The following is a 20,972-nucleotide window of genomic DNA, read 5'->3' as shown; positions in this document are numbered from 1 at the left end:
ATCAAGATCCGATGCCTTCGTTCACCGTTCATTTTCGTTTCAATTCTGAAACATTTCAGGCGATCAGTGCCGTTTTGCTCATTTCTGTCAGTGGAGACCACGTATTTACCTCTTGCTGCTATAATAGCTGCTATGGCTGTCTGAGGTCTTTCCTCGGTTGTATCAAACACCGATTTCTGTATGAACCATCATCTTCCAATGAAACGTCCATTGCTTTCAGTTATTATTCCCTGTTATAACGAAGCTGCTACCCTTCCGCTGATCCTTAATCAGGTTGAAGCTGTTAATCTCGATAAAGAGATTATCATCGTTGATGATCACTCTACCGACGAGACACCGGCCATTCTGGAAGAGCTACGTCGTTCTCGTCCCCATATTACTGTCATCCGTCACCCTCACAATCGCGGCAAGGGCGCAGCAGTGCGTAGTGGTCTGGCGCATGCCCGTGGTGAGATTACTATCGTGCAGGATGCCGATCTGGAGTATGATCCCCAGGATTATTACGAACTGGTCAAGCCAATTGCCTCCGGTCGCGTTGATGTCGTCTTCGGCAGCCGTTTTCTTGGTCGCCATACCGGTATGTATTTCTGGAATGCGCTGGGGAATAAGTTTTTAACCTTCCTGACCAATTTTTTGTTTAATTGCTGGATCTCCGATATGGAGACCTGCTACAAGGTGGTACGAACCGATATTTTGCGTGATTTGCGGTTGGAAAGTGATGATTTTCGGATTGAGCCGGAGATTGCAGCGAAGGTTCTGCGCCGAGGTTATCGCATTTATGAAGTGCCGGTGAGCTATTTGGGGCGTACTTATGAAGAGGGAAAGAAGATGAAGCCTATTCAAGGGTTTTACGCGATTTTTGCCCTCTTTAAGTATCGGTTTTGGTGGTAACCTCAACGACCAGTTGGGGGCAGAAATCATTTATCACCTTTTGGTGTTTCGTCGAGGAGAAAACGCTTCTGGCTTCGCTTGCCATCGCTCTCTTCCCATACGACCGGCGTGTAGGGTAGAGGCGTGGTGCGCCCTGCACCTATGACGACACTCACGGTCATGCCACATCGTTCATACCAGTTGAAGATGATGTTCCGTGATGGTTTGTACACAGGTTTCGAACAGGATGAACCCCGCTTTTCCTCCCCGCCGGGTCATGCCGCCACCAGTTTTTCTGCCAATACTTGTGCAATCAGATAATTTGTGATACAACACTCGAGAAAGGCAGGTTTTGTACCTGCTTACTATTCCGCTGAGGGGCGGGCGGTACGGGTTTTCCGATACGCTCGCTTTTCATTCGTTATGAGGAATCCATGCGAGTGGCAATGTTGAGTGTGCATAGTAGTCCGCTGGCCCGGTTGGGTGGTAAAGAAGCGGGCGGGATGAATGTCTACGTGCGCGAGCTGGCCCGTGAATTGGGGCAGCGGGGGATACTGGTTGATATTTTTACCCGTAGTCAAGACCGCGATACGCCAATGATTGTTCCTCTGAGCCGTGGTGTGCGGCTGATTAGCCTGCACGCCGGCCCGGCAGCACCTTACGATAAGAACCTGCTCTTGACCTATCTGCCGGAGTTTGTCAGCCGGGTACGCTGTTTTGCCGATGGTGAAGATTTGAGTTACGATCTCATCCATAGCCATTACTGGCTGTCAGGTGAGGCTGCTCTACGCCTGCGGCGGGTCTGGCGGGCGCCGGTGGTGCACATGTTTCACACTCTGGGCGCTATGAAGAACAGTGTCGCCCGCTCCGAGGAAGAGGTGGAAACGAAGCGTCGGATTGCAATTGAGCGGCGGTTAATGCGCGAGGTTGATGCAGTGGTTGCGGCAACACCGCTTGATCGAGCGCAGATGGTCTGGCATTATGGTGCCGATACCGGGCGAATTCGGGTCATTCCGTGCGGGGTTGATTTGCGTCGCTTTCAACCGGGGGATCGCACTGCGGCACGGGCGGCATTGGGCATTTCGGCAGACGCGATCCTTCTGGTGTGTGTGGGGCGGATGGAACCACTGAAGGGGATGGATGCCCTGATTCGGGCGGCGGCGCGGTTGCTCGCCGACCATCCAGAGTGGCGTGATCGCTTGCAGGTGGTGCTGATCGGTGGTGAAGACGAGACTCAGGCCACACTGTGGAATGGTGAACAGCGCCGTCTCGATCATTTGCGCCGTACCCTGGGCGTGCAAGATCAGGTCGTGTTTGCCGGTGCCCAACCCCAGGAACGTCTACCGCTCTATTACGTGGCTGCCGATGTGGTGGCTGCTCCCTCGCATTATGAGTCGTTTGGGCTGGCTGCCCTCGAAGCACTGGCCTGCGGTGCAGCGGTCGTCGCCTCTAACGTCGGTGGATTGGCATTGACGATTGAAGATCGCCATAGCGGGTTGCTCTTCCCGCCCGATAATGATGCTGCGTTAGCTGCCCAGATTGAACGTGTTCTGACCGACGCAGAGCTGGCTGCACGTCTGCGTTCGGCTGCGGTACAGCGTGCAGCCGAGTATAGCTGGCCGACCATTGCGCGTCGCATTGCTGCGCTTTATGATGAATTGACTGCCGCAAATGCAGCGAATTGGGCGGTACGGCGATTGGTACGGGTGTCGTGAAACCATCATTGGCTTTATTGATAGTAGGCGCTCTTTACCTGGGTGTGGGCTGGATGTTGTCGGCTATCGGGCCGAGTCTTCCTGGCCTTGCAGCTCAGGTCGGGCGTGAAGTGACCGATCTGGGCGCTGTGTTTACGGCGTTTTCCCTGGGTGGCGTGCTGGCTTCTGTAGGCGTCGGTTCGGCCATCCAGCGCTGGGGGATGCGTCCCGTGATTGCAATTGGTGCTGCGCTGATGGGTGGCGGCATGCTGGCACTCGGTTTCAGTCCGGTTCTGATTGGGATGTTGCTTGGGGCCGGTATGGCCGGTTTTGGTTACGGCGGTATGCTGGCCGGCGGGAACCTGCTAATCGCACGCCTGTACCATGGCGCTGCCGGTGCCTTGAATGCCCTGAATCTGTTCTTTAGTGTTGGTTCAATTGGCGGCCCTTTGCTGGTTGCGCTGATGTTGACACTTGTCGACCGTCCCCAGGCTGCCATCTGGATCGGCGCACTGCTCATGCTGGCTCTGGTCTGGCCGGCCACCCAATTGCGTGAGCCGACGCAGGCCCCCTCCGCCCAGATGGCCGGGCCGCCACGCTGGCTGGCAGCCGTGATGTGTGGGTTGCTGATGTTTACCTACATCGGTACCGAAATCGGCATTGGTGGTTGGATTGCGCTGATTCTCGAACGCGGTGGTGGTCTGGCTGCGCCGATTGCAGCCCTGGGCAGTAGTCTGTTCTGGGGGATGTTGACCGCCGGGCGCATGGCGGCCATCTTTTGGGGAGATCGCCTGGGTGCGTTGCGTATGCTGCTCTTGTGTCTGATCGGTCTTGGCTCCGGTGGTTTGCTGTTAGTCATCGGTGTTAATCAGGTCGCTTTAGCACTGGTTGCAGTTGCGCTGATGGGGCTATCGTGTGGCCCGATCTTCCCTACGACGATGCTGTTGATCACACAGTCTGCTGGTCGTAGTGCGGCTGCGCTGAGTGTTGCGCTGACCATCGGTACCGGTGGTGGGTTGTTTCTGCCGGCACTCTTTGGTCAACTGATCGGCTGGTTTGGCCCGGTGAGTGGCGCAATTCTGGTTGTGGTTGATGCCGGTGTGATGCTATTGCTGCTGCTTGTGGCACGACATGGGATGAAACGGGTGCCGAGAATTGCCGAGGCACCAGTAGGGTAGCGAAGCGATGTTGACGATTGATATCAACTGCGATTGTGGTGAGAGTTACGGCGCTTTTCAGGTCGGTGACGACGATGGTATACTGCCGTTTGTCAGTTCGGCAAATGTCGCCTGTGGCGGTCATGCCGGTGATCCGATGGTGATGCGGCGCACTGTCCGGCGTTGCCGTGATCTGGGGGTGGCGGTTGGTGCTCATCCTTCCTACCCCGATCTGTACGGCTTTGGCCGCCGGGTATTACCGCTAACACCGGATGAGATCGAGGCGTGGGTGCTGACTCAGATCGGTTCTTTAGCCGCAATTGCCCGCTCGGAAAAGGTTGAATTGCGCCATGTGAAGCCTCACGGTGCGCTCTACAATGTGGCCGCCCGCGACCTTACCGTGGCGATGGCGATTGCCCGTGCCGTGGCTGCCTTCAGCCGTGAACTGGCTCTGGTTGGATTGGCCGGCTCGTTGCTGATCACCGCCGGCCACGAAGTCGGCGTGCCGGTGCTGGCAGAGGCTTTTGCCGACCGTACCTACGAAGCCGATGGTACGTTGCGCAACCGGCATCATCCCGATGCCCTGATTATCGATCCGGCAGCATGTCTGGCCCAGACACTGCATATTATTCGCGATGGTGCGGTCAGAGCCGTTGATGGCACACTCGTGCCATTACAGGCCGCCACAATTTGTATCCACGGCGATACACCGGGTGCCGCGCTGCGAGCAGCAACGATCCGTCAGGGTCTGGCTGCCGCAGGCATCACCGTACAGGCGCCACAACGATGAGCGGACGGGTAGATCCATTTGGCGAAGCAGCGTTCCTGGTGCGCTGGCCGACCGATCTGGCCGGCGCAGGGGCACCGCTGGCCGCAATGGCTGCACTCCAATCCGATCCACCCCCCGGTTTGATCGATCTGGTGCCGGCAATTGACTCGCTACTGGTCTGTTTCGATCCGTTGATCGCCAATCGTGATCTTCTTGCCGCCCGTCTGGCCGATCTGGCTGCACATCCACCCTTAACCGCGATGCCCGTCGGACGTGAGGTGGTTATTCCGGTGCGTTACGGCGGCGATGAGGGGCCTGATCTCCACGAGGTCGCTGCCCAATCCGGGTTGTCACCGGATGAGGTAGTGGCCTTACATACCGGTACCGTACAGCGTGTGCTGATGATCGGTTTTGCTCCGGGCTACCCTTATCTGGGCTGGTTACCGCCAGCCCTTCATCTGCCACGGCGGGCAACGCCGCGCCTGGCAGTTCCCGCCGGATCGGTGGCAATTGCTGCCGGTATGACCGGTATCTATCCGACAAAGTTGCCCGGCGGCTGGCATATCATCGGTCGCACCGGCCTGCGATTGTTCAATCCGACTGCTGATCCACCGACGCTGTTGCAACCGGGTGATCGGGTGCGCTTTGTGCGAGAAGAGTGACCAACGCCGGTATTGGGCATCCTCTTCGCCAGTGTATCTTCGGGTAGGGGCATGGCATGCCGTGTCCCTACCGCATCAGGTTGATCTGGATTTGCACCAACACCTGGGAGCGCACGCCTCCGGTGCGCACGGGCATCGCCGCCTTGCCCCAACACCCGACAGCGAGATCAATCCGGCATCAGTGTTCCCGCTCCCAGCGGGGGCGGGTGAGGGTGGGGGCGAGTCAGTATGCCCTGGGAGCGCGTGCCTCCGGCGCGCACAGGCATCGCCCCCTCGCTGGGAGCGCGCGCCTCCGGTGCGCACGGGCATTGCCGCCTTGCCCCAACACCCGACAGCGAGATCAATCCGGCATCAGTGTTCCCGCTCCCAGCGGGGGCGGGTGAGGGTGGGGGCGAGTCAGTATGCCCTGGGAGCGCACGCCTCCGGCGCGCTAATCGCCCCCATGAACCAATACCCGAGTTTGAGCAAGCGTTGACATAAAGACGAAGAGACGCACCATCACGGTGCGTCTCAGATACTTCCGTCACCGCTCAGAACTACCGTGCGCCGCCACGACGCCGGGCAACGAATATCCCGGCCCCAACCAGCGCAATAACGACGAGCACAATCCACAACCAGACCGGCGCCCCGCCTCCCTGTGCGGCAGGTGCTGGCGTGGTCGGCGCCGTCGCCTCCGTGCTGGCGGTTGGCGCCGGCTCCACCGCTACTGTCGGCGTCGGCTCAGGGGCGGGGGCAGGTACCAACGGTCGCGGCCCAACAAAGACCGCCGTGGTGCGTCCGGGCACGCTGAAGGTGCCGTCGGCGGTATAGCGCGATTGCGTGACCCGCTCATCGCTCGATGCGACCTGAACGTCGTGTAAGGACAGATCGCCATTTGCCAGTTCGGGGATGGTAATCGTCACTGTCTCAGGCCGGGCATTGAACAAGACCACCACCTGCCCGATGTTCGGATCGAGTCGGCTTGGGCCATTATCACTGATGCTCATGACGATTAGACCGGGAATCTGATCAGGCCCGTTATTGAAGAACGAAACCATGCGCTCGACCTCGGCAGCCGTGCGCAGACGGAAGAGAGGTGTACTGCGCCGGATGCGGAGCATCTCGCGGAAGTGTTCATACGTCGCCTGCATCAGGCTGGCGTCCGGTTTGAGTGCCGGGTTGGCCAGCAATGGCGCCATGATCGGCCAGTTGCTCTGGTTGTCCCAGGCCGGGGGCAGACCGGAGCCAAAAGTATTCTCCTGACCACGCCAGTCAATCCGGTTGAACCAGTCCGATGAGTTGTAGCTGTTGCGGTCGAGCGATTTCGAGCGCAGCAGTTCATCACCGGCGTGGAAGAAGGGAATACCCTGCGCCAGCGCAGTCAGTGAGAGACCGAGTTGGGCCATTCGTGCTCGCTCGGCGATAGGTGTACCGGCTGCGGCCTTGAGTTGTACCGCATCAAACAGCGTTTCGTTGTCGTGGGCTGAAACGTAGACAATCTGCTCTTGCGGATCAAGCGTGTAGCCGCCGGCTGCGCCACGGTACTTGATCTGCTCACCGGGTACGAGACGACCTTCGTAATTGATCATCCGGTAGGTCTTCAGGTTACCGGCCAGGCCAAGTTTGATCAAATCGGTCTCAGCCAGCAGTTTGACCCGCTGCGCATCCGGTGTCCCTTGCGGGAAATCACTCGGATCGGTAGCCAGACCGGAAATGAACCCCTGGAGCCGTGGATCGTCGAAGGGACCACCGCCACGGGCTGCGTCGCGGAGGCGGTCTGAGAAGGTACCGATACCGGTACCGGCCATGTTGAATTGGGTAGCGTTAATACCACGGGCATTATTGGCGACTTCACCAAAATTCCAACCTTCGCCGTAGATGATGATTGATTTGCCATCAACCCCATCGCGCTCTAAGGTCAGCGCATCGAGTGCTGCGCGCACCGCCAGCATGTTGTCCTTCATGTGATGGCCCATCAGATCGAAGCGGAAGCCATCAACTTTGTAATACTTCGCCCACAGCACCACCGAGTCGATCATCAACTTCTCCATCATGCGATGCTCGGTCGCCGTGTTCGCACAACAGGTGGAAGTCGTGACATTGCCGTCACCGTCGAGTCGGTGATAGTAGCCGGGCACGATACGATCAAGGACTGAGCGAGGATTCTGACCACTGGCGTTGGTGTGGTTGTAGACAACATCCATCACGACGCGCAGGCCAGTTTCATTCAGCGCCTGCACCATCTCGCGAAACTCAAGCGTGCGCTGTGGCCCATCAGGATTGGTGCTGTAACTTCCCTCCGGTACTGAGTAGTGGAAGGGATCGTACCCCCAGTTAAAACCATCAAGATCACGGATTGGCTCGATCAATGCCTGTTGTTCAGGTGAATCGGGTGGGAGTGCCCGAAGCTGGTCGTAGGGTAAGGGCACCTGCTGCTCACGAATCTCTTCGATAGTGGCAATGTCAAATACCGGCAAGAGGTGAACATGGGTGACACCCGCGTCGGCGAGTTCGGCCAGATGGCGCATCCCTACACTGTCACGAACGGTGAAAGCGCGGAACGTACCACGCAGGTCAGCCGGAACACTCTCGTCGAGAATGCTGAAGTCACGCACATGCAACTCGTAGAGAACCACATCCTCCGGCGCTTCCAGCGGTGGCTTGCGCAGTGTCTCCCAGCCCGGCGGTTGTAATGCCGGATCGTTCAGATCGATAATCTGGCTGCGGGTACTGTTGGCGCTCAGCGCCACCGAATAGGGATCGGTCACCAGGTTGGTCACCACCCGCCCGGCAGCCGGTACGTAGACATCCACCTCAAACAAATAATATTGACCGATCCAGCTCGCTTCACCGCGAATACTCCAGACGCCGGTCGTGGCGTCGAGCGTCATTGGCAGCACCACTGCCCGCGTATCCGGTTGGGAATCGGCAAAGCGGTGCAGCCGCACCTGACGGGCCGTTGGGGCCCAGACCCGGATTGTCGGCAGGCCATCTTCAATCGTGACCCCTAGCGGGCCATCGTAGGGGAAGAGAGCATCAAGAGCACCGGGGATCTGGACGCGCGTGGCATCAAGTGGCTGCCCATTTTCATCGTACATCGCCACCACCAACTGACCACGGGTCAGCCCGATCAAACGTGCCCGGTCGAGTGGTGGCAGCTTGAACGCGCTAAATCCTGCCAGGTGGGGAAACTTCTTCAGCGCTTCGCCAGGTCCAGCCGGCGAGAAGGTGAGATCGATCCGCTGACCACCAACCACCCCTTCGGGGGTCAGTTTCAGATTACCGCCTGGATCGCTGAACAAGGCATACTGATAACGTGGCGTGCCGATCACATTCCAGACAATCGTATCGGCATCAACCCAATAGGCACGGGCACGCGAAATATCGCCTTTAGGTGCCCCAGCAGTTGAAATCGTCACTTCGCCACTCCCTGCGTTATAGCCGATATAGACCTCACCACCTTCGGCAACGGTAATGGCAAAAGGCGGTCCACCGGCGCCCCCCTCACCAATTGCGCCGTCAAGCGTCTCACCGATAGCCAGCCGGAGCTGGTAATCACCGGCAGGGATACGGTTGGTAGTAAACGTATACAATCCGTCACCATCAGGGTCTTGCAACCACGAGCCAAGACAGGTTGGATCGTTGGCCGTCGCACACCCGAGGGCCGTCTGAAACTCCCCAACCGCCACAATAATCGGCGTATTGATGCTATCGGTGACCCAATGCGTCTTGTGATCGTAGATAAAGCGCACGCTGGTTGGGGCCGGTACCTGTAAGGGAATGTTTGGCCCATCACGGCGCGCATTCAGACCATAATTTTCAGCCCAACTGTCGTTGAGGGCAACTTTGTATTCGTAGGCGCCGGCAGGCAAATCGAACCGGGCGCTCCAGAGGTCTACTGCCGGATCGTAGGTCAGATAGGTGATACTACACGATGGTTGCCAGTCGCCGGGACACCCCAGGACACTCTGGATGGTACCGGGAATAGTGACCGTTTTCGGGTCGGGTGTATTTTGGGCGGCGACCGGAAAACTGGCCAGTGACCAGCAGATCAATAGCAGAACCGACAGTGCTGACAAGAAGCGTCGCGGCCAGACAGGGAGCCACATAGTCGTCCTCTACAGATAGTTGAATGCGGAACTATTTGTGGATAGTATAGCACAACATTGGCGAGCCGCGACAGGACATCGGCTCGCCTTAAAGCAATGCTTGAGAGAGGTATTATGGCTACTCGTTGCCGATCCAGGCGTGAAAATCGATATCGACGGCCCGCGAAAAACCACTAATCATATGGTTCATCTTGTGTTCCATTGCCCGCTCGCCAATTGCCTGCAACACACTGCCGGGCATAAACCAGAGCACCTTTGGCACCGGGATGGTCATTGCCAGTTCAACCGTATATTCGACATCGGTACCGTGGGCATGGGGATAAAACACGGCCTCAGCAAAGAGCTGACCTGGGAAGACAAAACCACTAAGGTCAATCGGCGGACCATCATCAACCGGCATAATCCGAATCAGGCGATGAGGCTCGAATGCAGCAGCCACATCGAAGTAGCCGGCCATCGCATGGCCGTGGCCATCAGTTGCTCCGACGATCAAGCGGTAGCGGTTAGGGCCATAGGTGAGGACATCAATCACATCGGGGAGCAGACTGAAGACAGCCGGCACATCGCAGAAGTATTCATAAGCGAGATCGAGCGGCCCCCGAAAACGAAAGAGGTGTACCGCAGCACCACTGAGATCGACGGCCCGGCGCTGCTCTTCGTTGGTTACAGAGGGTGTGTAGGGCGCCGACATAGACGCTCCTTGTGGTCGGGGTTTGTGAACCGACACAACTTTCATATATGACATCAATTACCGCCAGTATAGCATCTCTGTGCGCCTTGTGCAAGTGTAAACCGGATTGACGTTTTGCTTTTTACGTAATAGAATACAACCAGAACCGCAATGACAGTTCGCAGCCGGGCTGGCCGCAGGAAGGAGCGATCCATGTCAGTGAAAGAGAGCGGCGGCATCTTTGGCATGATGTTCCGCGAAGTAGGTTTCTTCTGGGAACAGGTTTGGAATTGGGCAGAAGAGCAGGCCAAAGCTGATCGCGAACAGGAGAAGATTGATCAGCAGCGTCGCCTGGCCGAAGCGCAGGCTCGTTTGCTCGAACAGATTCGCCTGGCCAAAGAAGCCGGACTTGATGTTGACCGAATTATGGCAACGATCCAGCAGGAATTGAAGAAGTAGTCGGCCTTCCCATACGATATAAATACAGGTGTTTTCAAAGCAACTGACGGCGGTGACCATCTGGTCACCGCCTTATTATGGTGTGCAGTTCCCGTATGCCAACAAAACCGCTTTGCAATGAGTTTTGCCATATCAGCTATAATAGAGGGAGTATGAATAGAATGTAACGCCTACAGCATATCATCATCAGCCCGAGGAACGGCATGCCAAAAGAGGTTATTACCCAACGGAGTGTTGATTACAACCAGTGGTACCTCGATATTGTGCGGGAAGCTGATCTGGCCGAGGTTGCCGAAGTTGTCCGTGGTTGTATCGTCGTTAAGGCCCACGGCTGGGCGATCTGGGAATTGATGCAGCGTGCACTCGATGATCGGATCAAGGCAACCGGTCATGCCAACGTGCAGTTCCCTCTGCTCATCCCCAAGAGCTTTATTATGAAAGAGGCCGAGCACGTCGAGGGCTTTGCTCCAGAAGTCGCAGAAGTCACCCGCGCCGGCGGTGAAGAACTGGCCGAGCCATATATTATCCGTCCTACCAGCGAGACCATCATCGGTTATTTCTACAGCAAGTGGATTCGCTCGTACCGCGATCTGCCTTTGCTCTACAACCAGTGGGCCAACGTCATGCGCTGGGAAATGCGCACTCGTCCTTTCCTGCGCACGGCTGAATTCTGGTGGCAGGAAGGTCATACTGCGCATGCCACCGAAGCCGAGGCCGAGGAAGAGACCCTGCGCATTCTTCACGACGTTTATGCCGATTTCGTTGAAAAAGAGATGGCCGTGCCGGTCATTCGCGGGCTTAAGACTGAAAAAGAGAAATTTCCCGGTGCGCTACGTTCATACTGTATTGAGGCAATGATGCAGGATGGCCGGGCCTTGCAGGCCGGTACGTCGCATAATCTTGGTCAGAATTTTGCCCGCGCCTTCGATATTACCTTTACCGATCAGAACAACACCATTCAGTACGCCTGGACGACCAGTTGGGGGGTAAGTACCCGTCTGATCGGTGCGCTGATTATGACCCATTCGGATGATGAGGGGCTGGTTTTGCCGCCTCGGCTGGCTCCCATTCAGGTGGTGGTAGTGCCGATTTACAAGAACGACGAAGAGCGCAGCCTGGTGATGGCCGCCGTTGAGCAGATGACCGCAGCCTGGAAGGGTCGCCTGCGCTTCAAAGTTGATGACCGCGACAATTACAGTCCCGGTTATAAATTCAACGAATGGGAGTTGAAGGGTGTTCCGGTTCGGATTGAAGTTGGGCCGAAAGATGTGGCAAAAGAGACGGTGGCTCTCGCCCGCCGGGATATTCCCGGTAAAGCCGGCAAGAGCTTCGTCCCCCAGGCCGGTCTGACCGAGCGGATTGAGGCATTGTTGAACGAGATGCAGACCGCACTCTTCCAGCGTGCACTTGCTTTCCGCGAAGCGCACACTGCGGATGTCACCAGCTACGACGAATTGAAAGAGCAGATCGAACGAGGCTTTGCCCGGGCCTACTGGGCCGGTGATACCGCTGATGAAAAGCGCATTCAAGAAGAGACGCGGGCGACAATCCGTTGCATTCCGCTCGAGCAGCCGGGGTCGGTCGGTCGCTGTGTTTACACCGGTCGCGAAACGGATCGTCAGGTAATCTTTGCCCGTGCCTATTGATGCGGTATCTGTTTAGTGTCGGAGAATACCATGAGCGCCATCCTGAGCAGCCTGGCTGCATTCATTCGTGAACGGTTACCGCAGACAGGTGCGCGTTTGCTGCACGCTGTACAGAGCAGTAGTAGCGGATATGCCTCAATCCCGGCTGACGAACTCCGCCCCGCCCTGCAACGTTCGGTTGAGACGATCTGTGCTGTCTTTGGTGACAATAATGCAGGCCCGCTGAACGAATGGGCACCCTACATCGGTGAGCGACGCGCCCGGATGGGCCTGTCGCTCGACGATATGATGAGCGTCGTCTCAGGTATCCGTGAGTTTTGCTGGCAGGAGTTAACCGAATTCGGCAGTGATCGTCTAACCATCGGTGATGTCCGTCAATTTGAAGATGCCATCAGTGAATTTAACCGCTTGCTGTTGTTGGGCTACAGTCAGGCAATGCTGACCCTCCAGCAAGAGTTGCATGATCAGGCCGAACAGATTGCTGCGCAGCAGCAGACTATCCGCGAGCTGAGCACACCTATTCTACCGCTCTACGAAGGGATTCTTGTCTTGCCACTGGTTGGCGCAATTGACAGTTTCCGCGCCGGCCAGATTATGGAACGTCTGCTAACAGCCATTGCTGAACGTCAGTCAGATATTGTGATTATTGATATTACCGGGGTGCCGGTGATCGATACTGCGGTCGCCAACTATCTCTTGCAGACGGCGCGGGCGGCGCAGTTGATCGGTGCCCAGGTGATTCTGGTCGGTATTGGCCCGGAAATTGCTCAGACGATTGTGCAACTGGGTGTTGATCTGCGTGGAATCCAGATCGGCGCCAATCTTCAGGCCGGCATTGAACTGGCATTAAGTCAGCAAGGCTACACCATTCGCTGATCAGGTGAGGTACTGATGCCCCAGGTCATTGCTAACATCGTCGCCTTCTGCGAGGCACGCCTGGTCGAAACTGCTGAACGGTTTACCGATGAGCTTCGTAACCGCCACGCAAACTATGCGGCCATGGATCGGGCTGTACTGCTGCAAGCGGTAACGACGTCGCTTAAGACACTGATCCAGGCGATTGGAACCGGCGATTTGAAACCATTTCTTGACCATGCCCGCTCAATTGGTAAGGCACGGGCCAGTAGTGGGTTCATTGCCGCCGATATGTTCGGTGCCTTGAATGAATTGCGCCGCATTGCCTGGAGTCTGATAGAGGATTTTAATCGCGAACATCAGACGGTGACCGTTAATCATGTGCGGCGATTAGAAGATATTATTCACGCTTTTGGACAGGAATTACTCACCAGTTTTAGCGTTATGTATCGTGATGTGCAGCTTCAGATCAATGATCAGGCTGCACAGATCGCGGCTCAACAGCAGACTATTCGTGAGTTGAGCACACCGATCCTCCCGCTCTACGAAGGTATTCTGGTTGTGCCACTGGTCGGGGTGATTGATAGCTTCCGTGCCGGCCAGATCATGGAACGCCTGCTCACCGCAATTGCCGAACGTCAATCAGACATCGTGATTATTGACATCACCGGCGTGCCGGTGATCGATACCGCAGTTGCGAATTATCTCTTACAGGCGGCACGGGCAGCACAATTGATCGGGGCACAGGTGATTCTGGTCGGTATTGGCCCGGAAATTGCCCAAACTCTTGTGCAACTTGGAGTTGATCTGAGTGGCATCCAGGTCGGAGCAACCTTGCAAACCGGGATCGAGCTGGCACTCCAGCGTACCGGCCATGAAATAAGACCACTGCAACGATAGACGCCAATCGCAGGCTGTCGCCATCTGGTTACGGAAACCTTGCCCTACGCTCCGCAGACAAGCGTGTGTTAACGGGTGTTTGACGTCGCATCCTTTCCGACGATACGTCGTGTAGCGACAAGGAGGTCGCGTGGCAGATATCTTCACCGATCTACAAGACTTTCTCCTGGCCCGGCGTTCGGCAATGGAACACGCACTGGCGCAACAGGTGCAACGTCAGAGTGCCGGTTATGCTCGCTTTAATCAGGAAGAGTTGTCATTTTCGGTAGGCACCACCATCGAATCACTGGCGGAAGCAATTGGTACCCAAGACCTGCTACCGTTGCTGGCGTATGCAGAAGCGCTTGGTGAAGTGCGCGCTCATACCGGGTTTTTGCTCAGCGATGTCTTGATAGCAGTCGATATCTTTCGTTCACTCATCTGGGACGTGCTGATGGCCTTTGCCGCTGAGCGCCCGGATTGTACCGTTGACACGGTGCGCGCTATAGAAGATATGCTGGAGCAGTTTAGACGTGCTATTGTCACCAGTTTTAGCTTTACGTACAATCAATTGCACCACCAGTTTCGCGACCAAACCGATCAGATTGAGGCTCAACAACAAACTATTCGTGAACTGAGCACCCCCATTCTTCCGCTTTACGAAGGGATTCTGGTCGTGCCGCTGGTCGGCGCGATTGACAGTTTCCGTGCCGGCCAGATGATGGAACGCCTGCTAACGACGGTTGCCGAACGTCAATCAGACATTGTGATCATTGATATTACCGGCGTGCCGGTGATCGATACCGCTGTCGCGAGTTACCTCTTACAAACAGCACGGGCAGCACAGTTGATCGGTGCCCAGGTGATTCTGGTCGGTATTGGCCCGGAAATTGCCCAGACTATCGTCCAGCTTGGCGTTGATCTTGGCCACATTCTCATTGGCGCTAATCTGCAAAATGGGGTCGAGCTGGCATTTCGACGGCTGGGGCGGCAGATTGTGCGTAAGAGAAGCGATCATCATGAACGATGATAGTTTAGATTTGGCTGGCTTCAGAGATAAACGCACAATCTTCGCACGGCTTCTGCCCAACATTGCGATTGTGCCGCCCGTTGCAATCGTAACTCGACTATGCTAGAATAATCCACGTCTACCGTAAGGGTTTTTTCCACCATAACCAGCGCCCCGCGTGAGAGTAGTATCACACGCTGCGCCGGCAGGTACATCGGTTCGTGCATTCGTGCAACGAAGGAGTTGGGATCATGCAGGATCTGAATGCCGTCCAAAGCCTTGCAGTCTGGGCCGTTCTCGTCATCTCACTGCTCGGTATCGGTTACGCCTTCTTCATTCGTAGTCAAATCCTCGCCCAGGATACGGGCACTCCCAAAATGCGTGAGGTCTGGGGTTTTATCAAGACCGGCGCCAATGCCTATCTGAGTCAACAATTCCGTACAATTTCAATTTTGATCGTGATTTTGACGTTTGTGCTGGCAGCAAGTGTGTTTATTATTCCCCCCACGACTGAAGCCGTTGAACGTTTTGGGAGTAAAGAAGCGGCAACAATCTGGGTTGCCATCGGGCGGGCAGTAGCCTTCCTGATGGGATCACTCTTCAGCTATGCCGTTGGCTTCGTCGGCATGAATGTGGCGGTTGAGGGGAATGTGCGGGTCGCGGCGGCAGCCCGGAAAGGTTATAATCCGGCGTTGCAGGTGGCGTATAAATCCGGTTCCGTGACCGGCATGCTGACGGTCGGTCTTGGTCTGCTCGGCGGTACGCTGATCTTTATGGTGTTCGGAATTGCCGCCCCGGATGCACTGCTTGGTTTTGGCTTTGGCGGATCGCTGATCGCACTCTTCATGCGCGTTGGTGGTGGTATCTACACCAAGGCGGCTGACGTCGGCGCCGATCTGGTGGGCAAGGTTGAGGCCGGTATTCCAGAAGATGATCCCCGCAATGCTGCCGTCATTGCCGACCTGGTAGGCGATAACGTCGGTGACTGTGCCGGTATGGCTGCCGACGTGTTTGAGAGCTTTGAAGTGACCCTGGTCTCGGCATTGATCCTGGGATTGGTGCTGGGTGATGCTGTGGTTGGTACCATCGGTGATGGTGCTTACGATCTGCGCTTTATCATCTTCCCATTGGTACTGCGCGCCATTGGTGTTGTCGCGTCGGTGATCGGCAATCTCTTTGTCACCACCGATGAGCGCAAGCGCAATGCAATGGCTGCGATGAATCGCGGCTTCTATATTGCTGCCGGGTTGGCAATTGCAGCCAGTGCCGCAGCTACGCCCGTCTTTATGGTGAACGAAGCGACCGGCGAAGTTGACTGGCGACCGTTCTTCGCCACTCTGTCGGGTGTGGTGCTGGCAATTGTGTTGGATAAGCTGACCGAATACTTCACCAGCACCCACTTTAGCCCGGTGAAAGAGACTTCTAAGGCTTCACAGACCGGATCGGCGACCAATATTCTCTCTGGTCTGGCTCTGGGTATGGAGAGTAGCGTTTGGGCGATTCTGGTGATCTCGGCCTCGATCTTTACGTCAGTCCTGATCTACGCTGGCGAGCCAGCGGCTACCCAGTTTACCGCTATTCTCTACGGCGTGTCGCTGACCGGTATCGGGATGTTGCTGTTGACCGGCAATACCATCTCGATGGACAGCTTCGGGCCGATCTCGGACAACGCGAACGGGATTGGCGAGATGGCCGGCCTCGACAAGAATGCCCGCAATGTGATGGACGATCTCGATGCAGTTGGTAACACGACCAAAGCGGTGACCAAAGGTATCGCTATCGGTTCAGCGGTGATTGCAGCAGTGGCACTTTACGGGTCGTATTTCACCGACGTGAACAAGGTCTTGCAGCAAATGATCAATGAAGGCCGGCAAGGTATTGAACTGCTGGCGTCGATCAACGTTGCTGCTCCGCCGGTATTTATTGGCTTGCTCATCGGTGGTGCAGTACCATTCCTCTTCTCAGCACTCACCATCCGCGCCGTCTCGCGGGCCGCGGCACAAATTGTCAATGAGGTGCGCCGGCAATTCCGTATTCCAGGTTTGATGGAAGGCAAGGTGCAGCCCGACTATGCCCGTGCCGTCCAGATTTCAACCACCGCCGCTCAGAAGGAACTGATCAGCCTGGGCTTGATCGCGGTGATGGTACCGATCATCGTCGGCTTTACATTGGGTGTCGAAGCGTTGGGTGGCTTCCTGGCCGGGATTATCCTGACCGGTCAGTTGATGGCAGTATTCCAGGCCAACGCTGGTGGTGCCTGGGATAACGCCAAGAAGTATATCGAAGAGGGGAATTTCGGTGGTAAGCACAGCGAGCCGCACAAGGCCGCAGTTGTGGGTGATACGGTCGGTGACCCCCTGAAGGATACGGCCGGCCCGGCGCTCAACCCGATGATCAAGGTCATCAACCTGGTCGCATTGATCATTGCACCCATTGTGGTGACCATCGAACCCGGTAGCCCCGGCGTGATTATCGCCATGATCATCTGTGGCGCGGCGTTGGTCTGGGCAATCTGGCAGAGCAAGCGCGAGAGCGAGGCGCTCAAAGAGATCGCTCAGGCACCGGCTTCGGCTGATTAAACACTTGTCTATGCGATGAATAAACCCCCTGTGCTGAACTGCACAGGGGGTTTTAGTCTGCCGGCTTTTCCACATTGAGGCAGGGTTCCACCTTACCGGCTCGTCGCACCACCGACTACCTCATAGCGCCTCATCTACGTAGCGAACGGATGACATGCTATCCAGCCATCATCCTGGCGGCGCACCTGAGTGCAGATGTGCTGAAGCGATGCTTCTGGGTCAGCGACGACCCACGTGGCGTGTCGCCGGCACACCCGGTAGCACGTTAACACGAAGATTACACCTGGACAATGCTCATTATTGTCAAAAGTTGATATCATCATCAAACAACCCACCTGCCAGCAAAGCAGGTGTGCTATACTGTTCGTGCCTGAATTGTCAGAACGTATTACCAATTCCCAAATCGATCATGACAGGTGATCTTTTAGCTAACCTCAATGAACCCCAGCAACGTGCCGTGACCACCGTTACCGGGCCGGTGCTGGTATTGGCCGGGCCGGGAAGTGGTAAGACTCGTGTGCTTACCCACCGGATCGCCTATCTGATCGCCGAGACGGGGATTGATCCGCTTCAGATACTGGCAGTCACCTTCACCAACAAGGCAGCGCGTGAGATTCGCGAACGTCTGAACCTGCTCGTGGGCGAAACCGTTGCTCATGAGATAACCATCGGTACCTTTCATGCGATTTGTACGCGCTGGCTGCGACGCGATATTGTTCATCTCGGTCGTGAACGTGACTTCGTGATCTACGATAGCGATGATCAAGAACGCCTGATGAAGCGGGTGTTGCGCGAACTGAATCTCAATGAAAAGCAGTATCCGCCGCGCGCTATTCTAGGGGTCATTTCACGAGCCAAAAATGAGCTGGTTGATCCAGAGGCATTTGCTCGCACTGCCCGTAGCTACTTCGACGAGATTGTCGCCCGTTGCTACACACGGTACCAACAGCTCCTGATTGAAAGCAACGCGCTCGACTTCGATGATCTGCTCGTCGAAACGGTGCGCCTGTTCCAGGAACATCCTGCCATCCTTCATCATTACCATCAGCGCTACCGGTTCCTGCTCGTCGATGAGTATCAGGATACGAACCGTGCGCAGTATCTGATCGTGCGTGCTCTTGCCGAACGCGACCGCAATCTGTTTGTGGTCGGGGATGAAGCACAGAGTATCTATGCCTGGCGTGGCGCCGATATTCGTAATATCTTGCAATTTGAACACGATTATCCCGATGCCAGGGTGATTTTGCTCGAACAGAATTATCGCAGCACGCAGGCTATTCTCGATGCTGCGCAGGCGTTGATGCACGCCAGCCCCCAACGCAAATACGCCAAAAACCTCTGGACGGTCAACGGCAAAGGCGAGGCGGTCACGCTGTACGAGGCAAGCGATGAAGAGGACGAAGTCCAGTTTGTCGTTGATGAAATTCTGCGCTTAATCGCGGAAGGAAAGGCTCGTCCCGGCGATTGCGCCATCATGTACCGTACCAATGCGCAGTCCCGTCTGGTTGAAGAGGCTCTCATTCATGCCGGTGTGCCGTACTACGTGGTTGGTGGGGTGCGTTTCTACGAACGCAAAGAGATCAAAGATGTGCTCGCGTATCTCCGGCTGATAGCAAATCCATACGATAGCGTCAGTCTACAACGCATCATCAACTGGCCAGGTCGTGGGATTGGCGAGCGTACCGTTGCGGAGCTGATCGCCTGGGCCAGGACGTTGGGACTACCACTCTATCAGGCGTTGCGCGAGATTGCCGACAATGATGCGATTTCCCATCCCTTTGGTGGACGAGCGCGTACTGCACTGACTGAGTTTTATCGCCTGCTGAGCGAGCTGCATCAGTTGCACGGAATGATGGCGCTGAGTGATCTGATCGATTATCTGCTCAATCGAATCGACGTGCGCGCAACCCTCTACAGCGAATACGATGGCGATGAAGCCGATGATCGCTGGCGCAACGTGCAGGAGTTACGAAATGCGGCCTTGAAGTATGTCAACTTGCCGGTTGAGACTCAACTTACTGCCTTTCTCGAAGAGATTGCTCTGGTTGCCGATGTTGATGCGATTGATCGCAACAGCGATACGGTCACCTGCATCACACTCCATCAGGCGAAAGGGCTTGAGTTTCCCTGTGTCTTTCTGCTAGGGATTGAAGAGGGACTGCTGCCGCATAGCCGGTCGCTGGATAACCGCGACTCGATTGAAGAAGAGCGCCGTCTCCTTTACGTCGGGATGACCCGTGCCCAACGGCGTTTATACCTCTGTCATGCGACAAAACGCACCATGTTCGGTCGCGTGAATATCGGTGCCCGCTCTCGGTTTCTCAACGACATTCCACCGACACTCGTCCAGCAGGTGCATCGTCGTGGTTATCGGGCTATTCCCGCTGTAGCTGGGACAACGTGGCAGTTCCGCACCTCTGGTCAGTCTGAGCAGAACCGACGCACGTCAAGAAACCAGGCTCCGCTTCCCACACCACAAAAAGCCGTTTTCTTCCCTGGACAGCGCGTGCGACACGCCACCTTCGGCGAAGGAATTGTCGTTGACAGCCGCCTGATCGAAGGTGATGAAGAGGTGACCGTCCGTTTTGCTGATCGCGAACGCCGACTATTGGCGAGTTTTGCCCGGCTTGAACAGCTTAGGGACGGATAAAGGTCTCAATTGGCCGCTGGCGCACTTCGTTCACCAGAAACTCGCGCAAGGCACGGGCTGCCGGCGAAGCTGTGCGATCACTCCGCCAGACCAGGCCGAGTGAACGGGTCAGATGTTGGTCAGACACCGTTAGGCGCACGACATCAGTACAACCGGCGACAGCCAGGGCAGGTACCAGCGACACTCCCAATCCGGCGGCCACAAACCGCACCAGGGTTTCCGTTTCCCCGCCCTCCAGCACGGTCTGAGGCGTAAAACCAGCCTCGCGACAGGCCTTTAAGGTTGCTTCGCGCAACTCATAGCTTGATGGGGATAGAATCCAGCGTTCGTGACGCAACTCCGTCATCATCACTTCACTGCGCCGGGCCAGTGGGTGGGTCGTACTGACAATCAGAACCAGCGGCTCGTTCAACAGCGGGGTTACCGTCAACTGTTCATCGGTCACCGGCAGCGCAACAACGGCTAGATCAGTGATACCGGCTTCCAGCAGATCGAGCAGTGACTGTATCCCTGCCTCGTGCAGGCGCAACGTGATACCGGGATACCGCTGATGAAAGATGGTGAGCAGTGGTGGCAAGAGATGGGCACCCACGGTTGGAGGTGCGCCTATGGTAACCCGACCGGCTTTCAAGCCAATGCGCTCGGCCATCGCAGCCCGTGCCTCTTCGACCTGAGCAAGAATGGCCCGCGCATACGGTAACAGAGCTTCACCAGCTTCTGTCAGGCGTAAACTACGCCCTACCCGATCAAAGAGGGTAATACCCAGTTCCCGTTCAAGCTGACTGATCTGCTTACTGAGTGCTGGTTGGGCGATATGCAGCTCGGCTGCGGCGCGAGTCACGTGTGAATGACGGGCTACGGCTTCAAAGTAGCGCAGATGGCGAAGTTCCATACTCTTGCCCTTCCGTATTAGCGAACACTCTGCATGGTATGATACCAAATCCCGCCGGTTATGTGCGTTAGGACTTGACAATTGAGGTGGACG

The 20,972-nt window shown here is 56.3% G+C and carries 16 protein-coding genes; 12 read left to right on the top strand and 4 right to left on the bottom strand.

The window, feature by feature from the left end; genetic code table 11:
• Positions 1–198: 198 nt before the first annotated feature.
• Complete coding sequence (locus tag CAUR_RS06895) at positions 199–891, top strand: glycosyltransferase family 2 protein (RefSeq protein WP_012660650.1); 693 nt, start codon at positions 199–201, stop codon at positions 889–891.
• Between the two features lie 26 nt (positions 892–917).
• Here the strand turns inward: CAUR_RS06895 and CAUR_RS21735 are convergent, their stop codons facing one another.
• The gene (locus CAUR_RS21735; protein ID WP_273067795.1) at positions 918–1,052 is read right to left on the bottom strand and encodes a hypothetical protein; all 135 of its coding nucleotides are present in this window, start codon (positions 1,050–1,052) and stop codon (positions 918–920) included.
• 252 nt (positions 1,053–1,304) lie between these two features.
• On the opposite strand from CAUR_RS21735, the gene CAUR_RS06890 reads away from it, so the two are divergent.
• The 4 genes from CAUR_RS06890 to pxpB are packed head-to-tail and all read left to right on the top strand — an operon-like array spanning position 1,305 to position 5,152.
• Positions 1,305–2,585 carry a glycosyltransferase gene (locus CAUR_RS06890; RefSeq protein ID WP_012257201.1) on the top strand — a complete coding sequence of 427 codons (1,281 nt, stop codon included), beginning with the start codon at positions 1,305–1,307 and terminating at the stop codon, positions 2,583–2,585.
• Positions 2,582–3,742, top strand: coding sequence for an MFS transporter (locus CAUR_RS06885; protein WP_083772618.1), 1,161 nt, complete (start codon positions 2,582–2,584; stop codon positions 3,740–3,742). The genes CAUR_RS06890 and CAUR_RS06885 overlap by 4 nt, the downstream gene beginning before the upstream one ends.
• 7 nt (positions 3,743–3,749) lie before the next feature.
• Positions 3,750–4,511, top strand: coding sequence for a LamB/YcsF family protein (locus CAUR_RS06880; protein ID WP_012257199.1), 762 nt, complete (start codon positions 3,750–3,752; stop codon positions 4,509–4,511).
• Complete coding sequence (gene pxpB, locus CAUR_RS06875; RefSeq protein WP_012257198.1) at positions 4,508–5,152, top strand: 5-oxoprolinase subunit PxpB; 645 nt, start codon at positions 4,508–4,510, stop codon at positions 5,150–5,152. The genes CAUR_RS06880 and pxpB overlap by 4 nt, the downstream gene beginning before the upstream one ends.
• A 536-nt stretch (positions 5,153–5,688) precedes the next feature.
• Here the strand turns inward: pxpB and pulA are convergent.
• Together pulA and CAUR_RS06865 are read right to left on the bottom strand one after the other, a co-directional pair.
• Complete coding sequence (pulA, locus tag CAUR_RS06870) at positions 5,689–9,240, bottom strand: pullulanase-type alpha-1,6-glucosidase (RefSeq protein WP_012257197.1); 3,552 nt, start codon at positions 9,238–9,240, stop codon at positions 5,689–5,691.
• A 118-nt stretch (positions 9,241–9,358) separates the two neighbouring features.
• Positions 9,359–9,931, bottom strand: coding sequence for a DUF1997 domain-containing protein (locus CAUR_RS06865; protein ID WP_012257196.1), 573 nt, complete (start codon positions 9,929–9,931; stop codon positions 9,359–9,361).
• Positions 9,932–10,123: 192 nt separating this feature from the next.
• On the opposite strand from CAUR_RS06865, the gene CAUR_RS06860 reads away from it, so the two are divergent.
• From CAUR_RS06860 to CAUR_RS06830, 7 genes are all read left to right on the top strand, one after another.
• A complete protein-coding gene (locus CAUR_RS06860; protein WP_012257195.1) occupies positions 10,124–10,369 on the top strand; it encodes a hypothetical protein in 246 nt (81 codons plus the stop codon).
• Positions 10,370–10,572: 203 nt separating this feature from the next.
• Positions 10,573–12,015, top strand: a complete 1,443-nt coding sequence (proS, locus tag CAUR_RS06855; RefSeq protein ID WP_012257194.1) for a proline--tRNA ligase — start codon at positions 10,573–10,575, stop codon at positions 12,013–12,015.
• A 30-nt stretch (positions 12,016–12,045) separates the two neighbouring features.
• Positions 12,046–12,891, top strand: coding sequence for an STAS domain-containing protein (locus CAUR_RS06850; protein WP_012257193.1), 846 nt, complete (start codon positions 12,046–12,048; stop codon positions 12,889–12,891).
• Between the two features lie 15 nt (positions 12,892–12,906).
• The gene (locus tag CAUR_RS06845) at positions 12,907–13,770 is read left to right on the top strand and encodes an STAS domain-containing protein (protein WP_012257192.1); all 864 of its coding nucleotides are present in this window, start codon (positions 12,907–12,909) and stop codon (positions 13,768–13,770) included.
• Positions 13,771–13,900: 130 nt separating this feature from the next.
• Complete coding sequence (locus tag CAUR_RS06840; RefSeq protein WP_012257191.1) at positions 13,901–14,779, top strand: STAS domain-containing protein; 879 nt, start codon at positions 13,901–13,903, stop codon at positions 14,777–14,779.
• A 230-nt stretch (positions 14,780–15,009) separates the two neighbouring features.
• A complete protein-coding gene (locus tag CAUR_RS06835; protein ID WP_012257190.1) occupies positions 15,010–17,337 on the top strand; it encodes a sodium-translocating pyrophosphatase in 2,328 nt (775 codons plus the stop codon).
• A gap of 409 nt (positions 17,338–17,746) precedes the next feature.
• Positions 17,747–19,987, top strand: coding sequence for an ATP-dependent helicase (locus CAUR_RS06830; RefSeq protein WP_012257189.1), 2,241 nt, complete (start codon positions 17,747–17,749; stop codon positions 19,985–19,987).
• Here the strand turns inward: CAUR_RS06830 and CAUR_RS06825 are convergent.
• Positions 19,974–20,879: a LysR family transcriptional regulator gene (locus CAUR_RS06825; protein WP_012257188.1), complete on the bottom strand. Its 906-nt coding sequence runs from the start codon at positions 20,877–20,879 to the stop codon at positions 19,974–19,976. The two genes, CAUR_RS06830 and CAUR_RS06825, sit on opposite strands and share 14 nt — an antisense overlap.
• Positions 20,880–20,972 lie beyond the last annotated feature (93 nt).

The organism is Chloroflexus aurantiacus J-10-fl, from assembly GCF_000018865.1.
GTDB classification, from domain to species: Bacteria; Chloroflexota; Chloroflexia; order Chloroflexales; family Chloroflexaceae; genus Chloroflexus; species Chloroflexus aurantiacus.
The sequence above is the reverse complement of the archived record's forward strand: the minus strand, read 5'-3'. Positions and strand labels throughout refer to the sequence as shown.

Bases quoted from the DNA above. Each gene is read 5' to 3' on its own strand.
- CAUR_RS06865 (WP_012257196.1), bottom strand. From the start codon at position 9,931: ATGTCGGCGCCCTACACACCCTCTGTAACCAACGAAGAGCAGCGCCGG.
- pulA (WP_012257197.1), bottom strand. From the start codon at position 9,240: ATGTGGCTCCCTGTCTGGCCGCGACGCTTCTTGTCAGCACTGTCGGTT.
- proS (WP_012257194.1), top strand. From the start codon at position 10,573: ATGCCAAAAGAGGTTATTACCCAACGGAGTGTTGATTACAACCAGTGG.
- CAUR_RS06860 (WP_012257195.1), top strand. From the start codon at position 10,124: ATGTCAGTGAAAGAGAGCGGCGGCATCTTTGGCATGATGTTCCGCGAA.
- CAUR_RS06830 (WP_012257189.1), top strand. From the start codon at position 17,747: ATGACAGGTGATCTTTTAGCTAACCTCAATGAACCCCAGCAACGTGCC.
- CAUR_RS06845 (WP_012257192.1), top strand. From the start codon at position 12,907: ATGCCCCAGGTCATTGCTAACATCGTCGCCTTCTGCGAGGCACGCCTG.
- CAUR_RS06850 (WP_012257193.1), top strand. From the start codon at position 12,046: ATGAGCGCCATCCTGAGCAGCCTGGCTGCATTCATTCGTGAACGGTTA.
- CAUR_RS21735 (WP_273067795.1), bottom strand. From the start codon at position 1,052: ATGACCGTGAGTGTCGTCATAGGTGCAGGGCGCACCACGCCTCTACCC.
- CAUR_RS06825 (WP_012257188.1), bottom strand. From the start codon at position 20,879: ATGGAACTTCGCCATCTGCGCTACTTTGAAGCCGTAGCCCGTCATTCA.
- CAUR_RS06895 (WP_012660650.1), top strand. From the start codon at position 199: ATGAAACGTCCATTGCTTTCAGTTATTATTCCCTGTTATAACGAAGCT.
- CAUR_RS06890 (WP_012257201.1), top strand. From the start codon at position 1,305: ATGCGAGTGGCAATGTTGAGTGTGCATAGTAGTCCGCTGGCCCGGTTG.
- CAUR_RS06880 (WP_012257199.1), top strand. From the start codon at position 3,750: ATGTTGACGATTGATATCAACTGCGATTGTGGTGAGAGTTACGGCGCT.
- CAUR_RS06835 (WP_012257190.1), top strand. From the start codon at position 15,010: ATGCAGGATCTGAATGCCGTCCAAAGCCTTGCAGTCTGGGCCGTTCTC.
- pxpB (WP_012257198.1), top strand. From the start codon at position 4,508: ATGAGCGGACGGGTAGATCCATTTGGCGAAGCAGCGTTCCTGGTGCGC.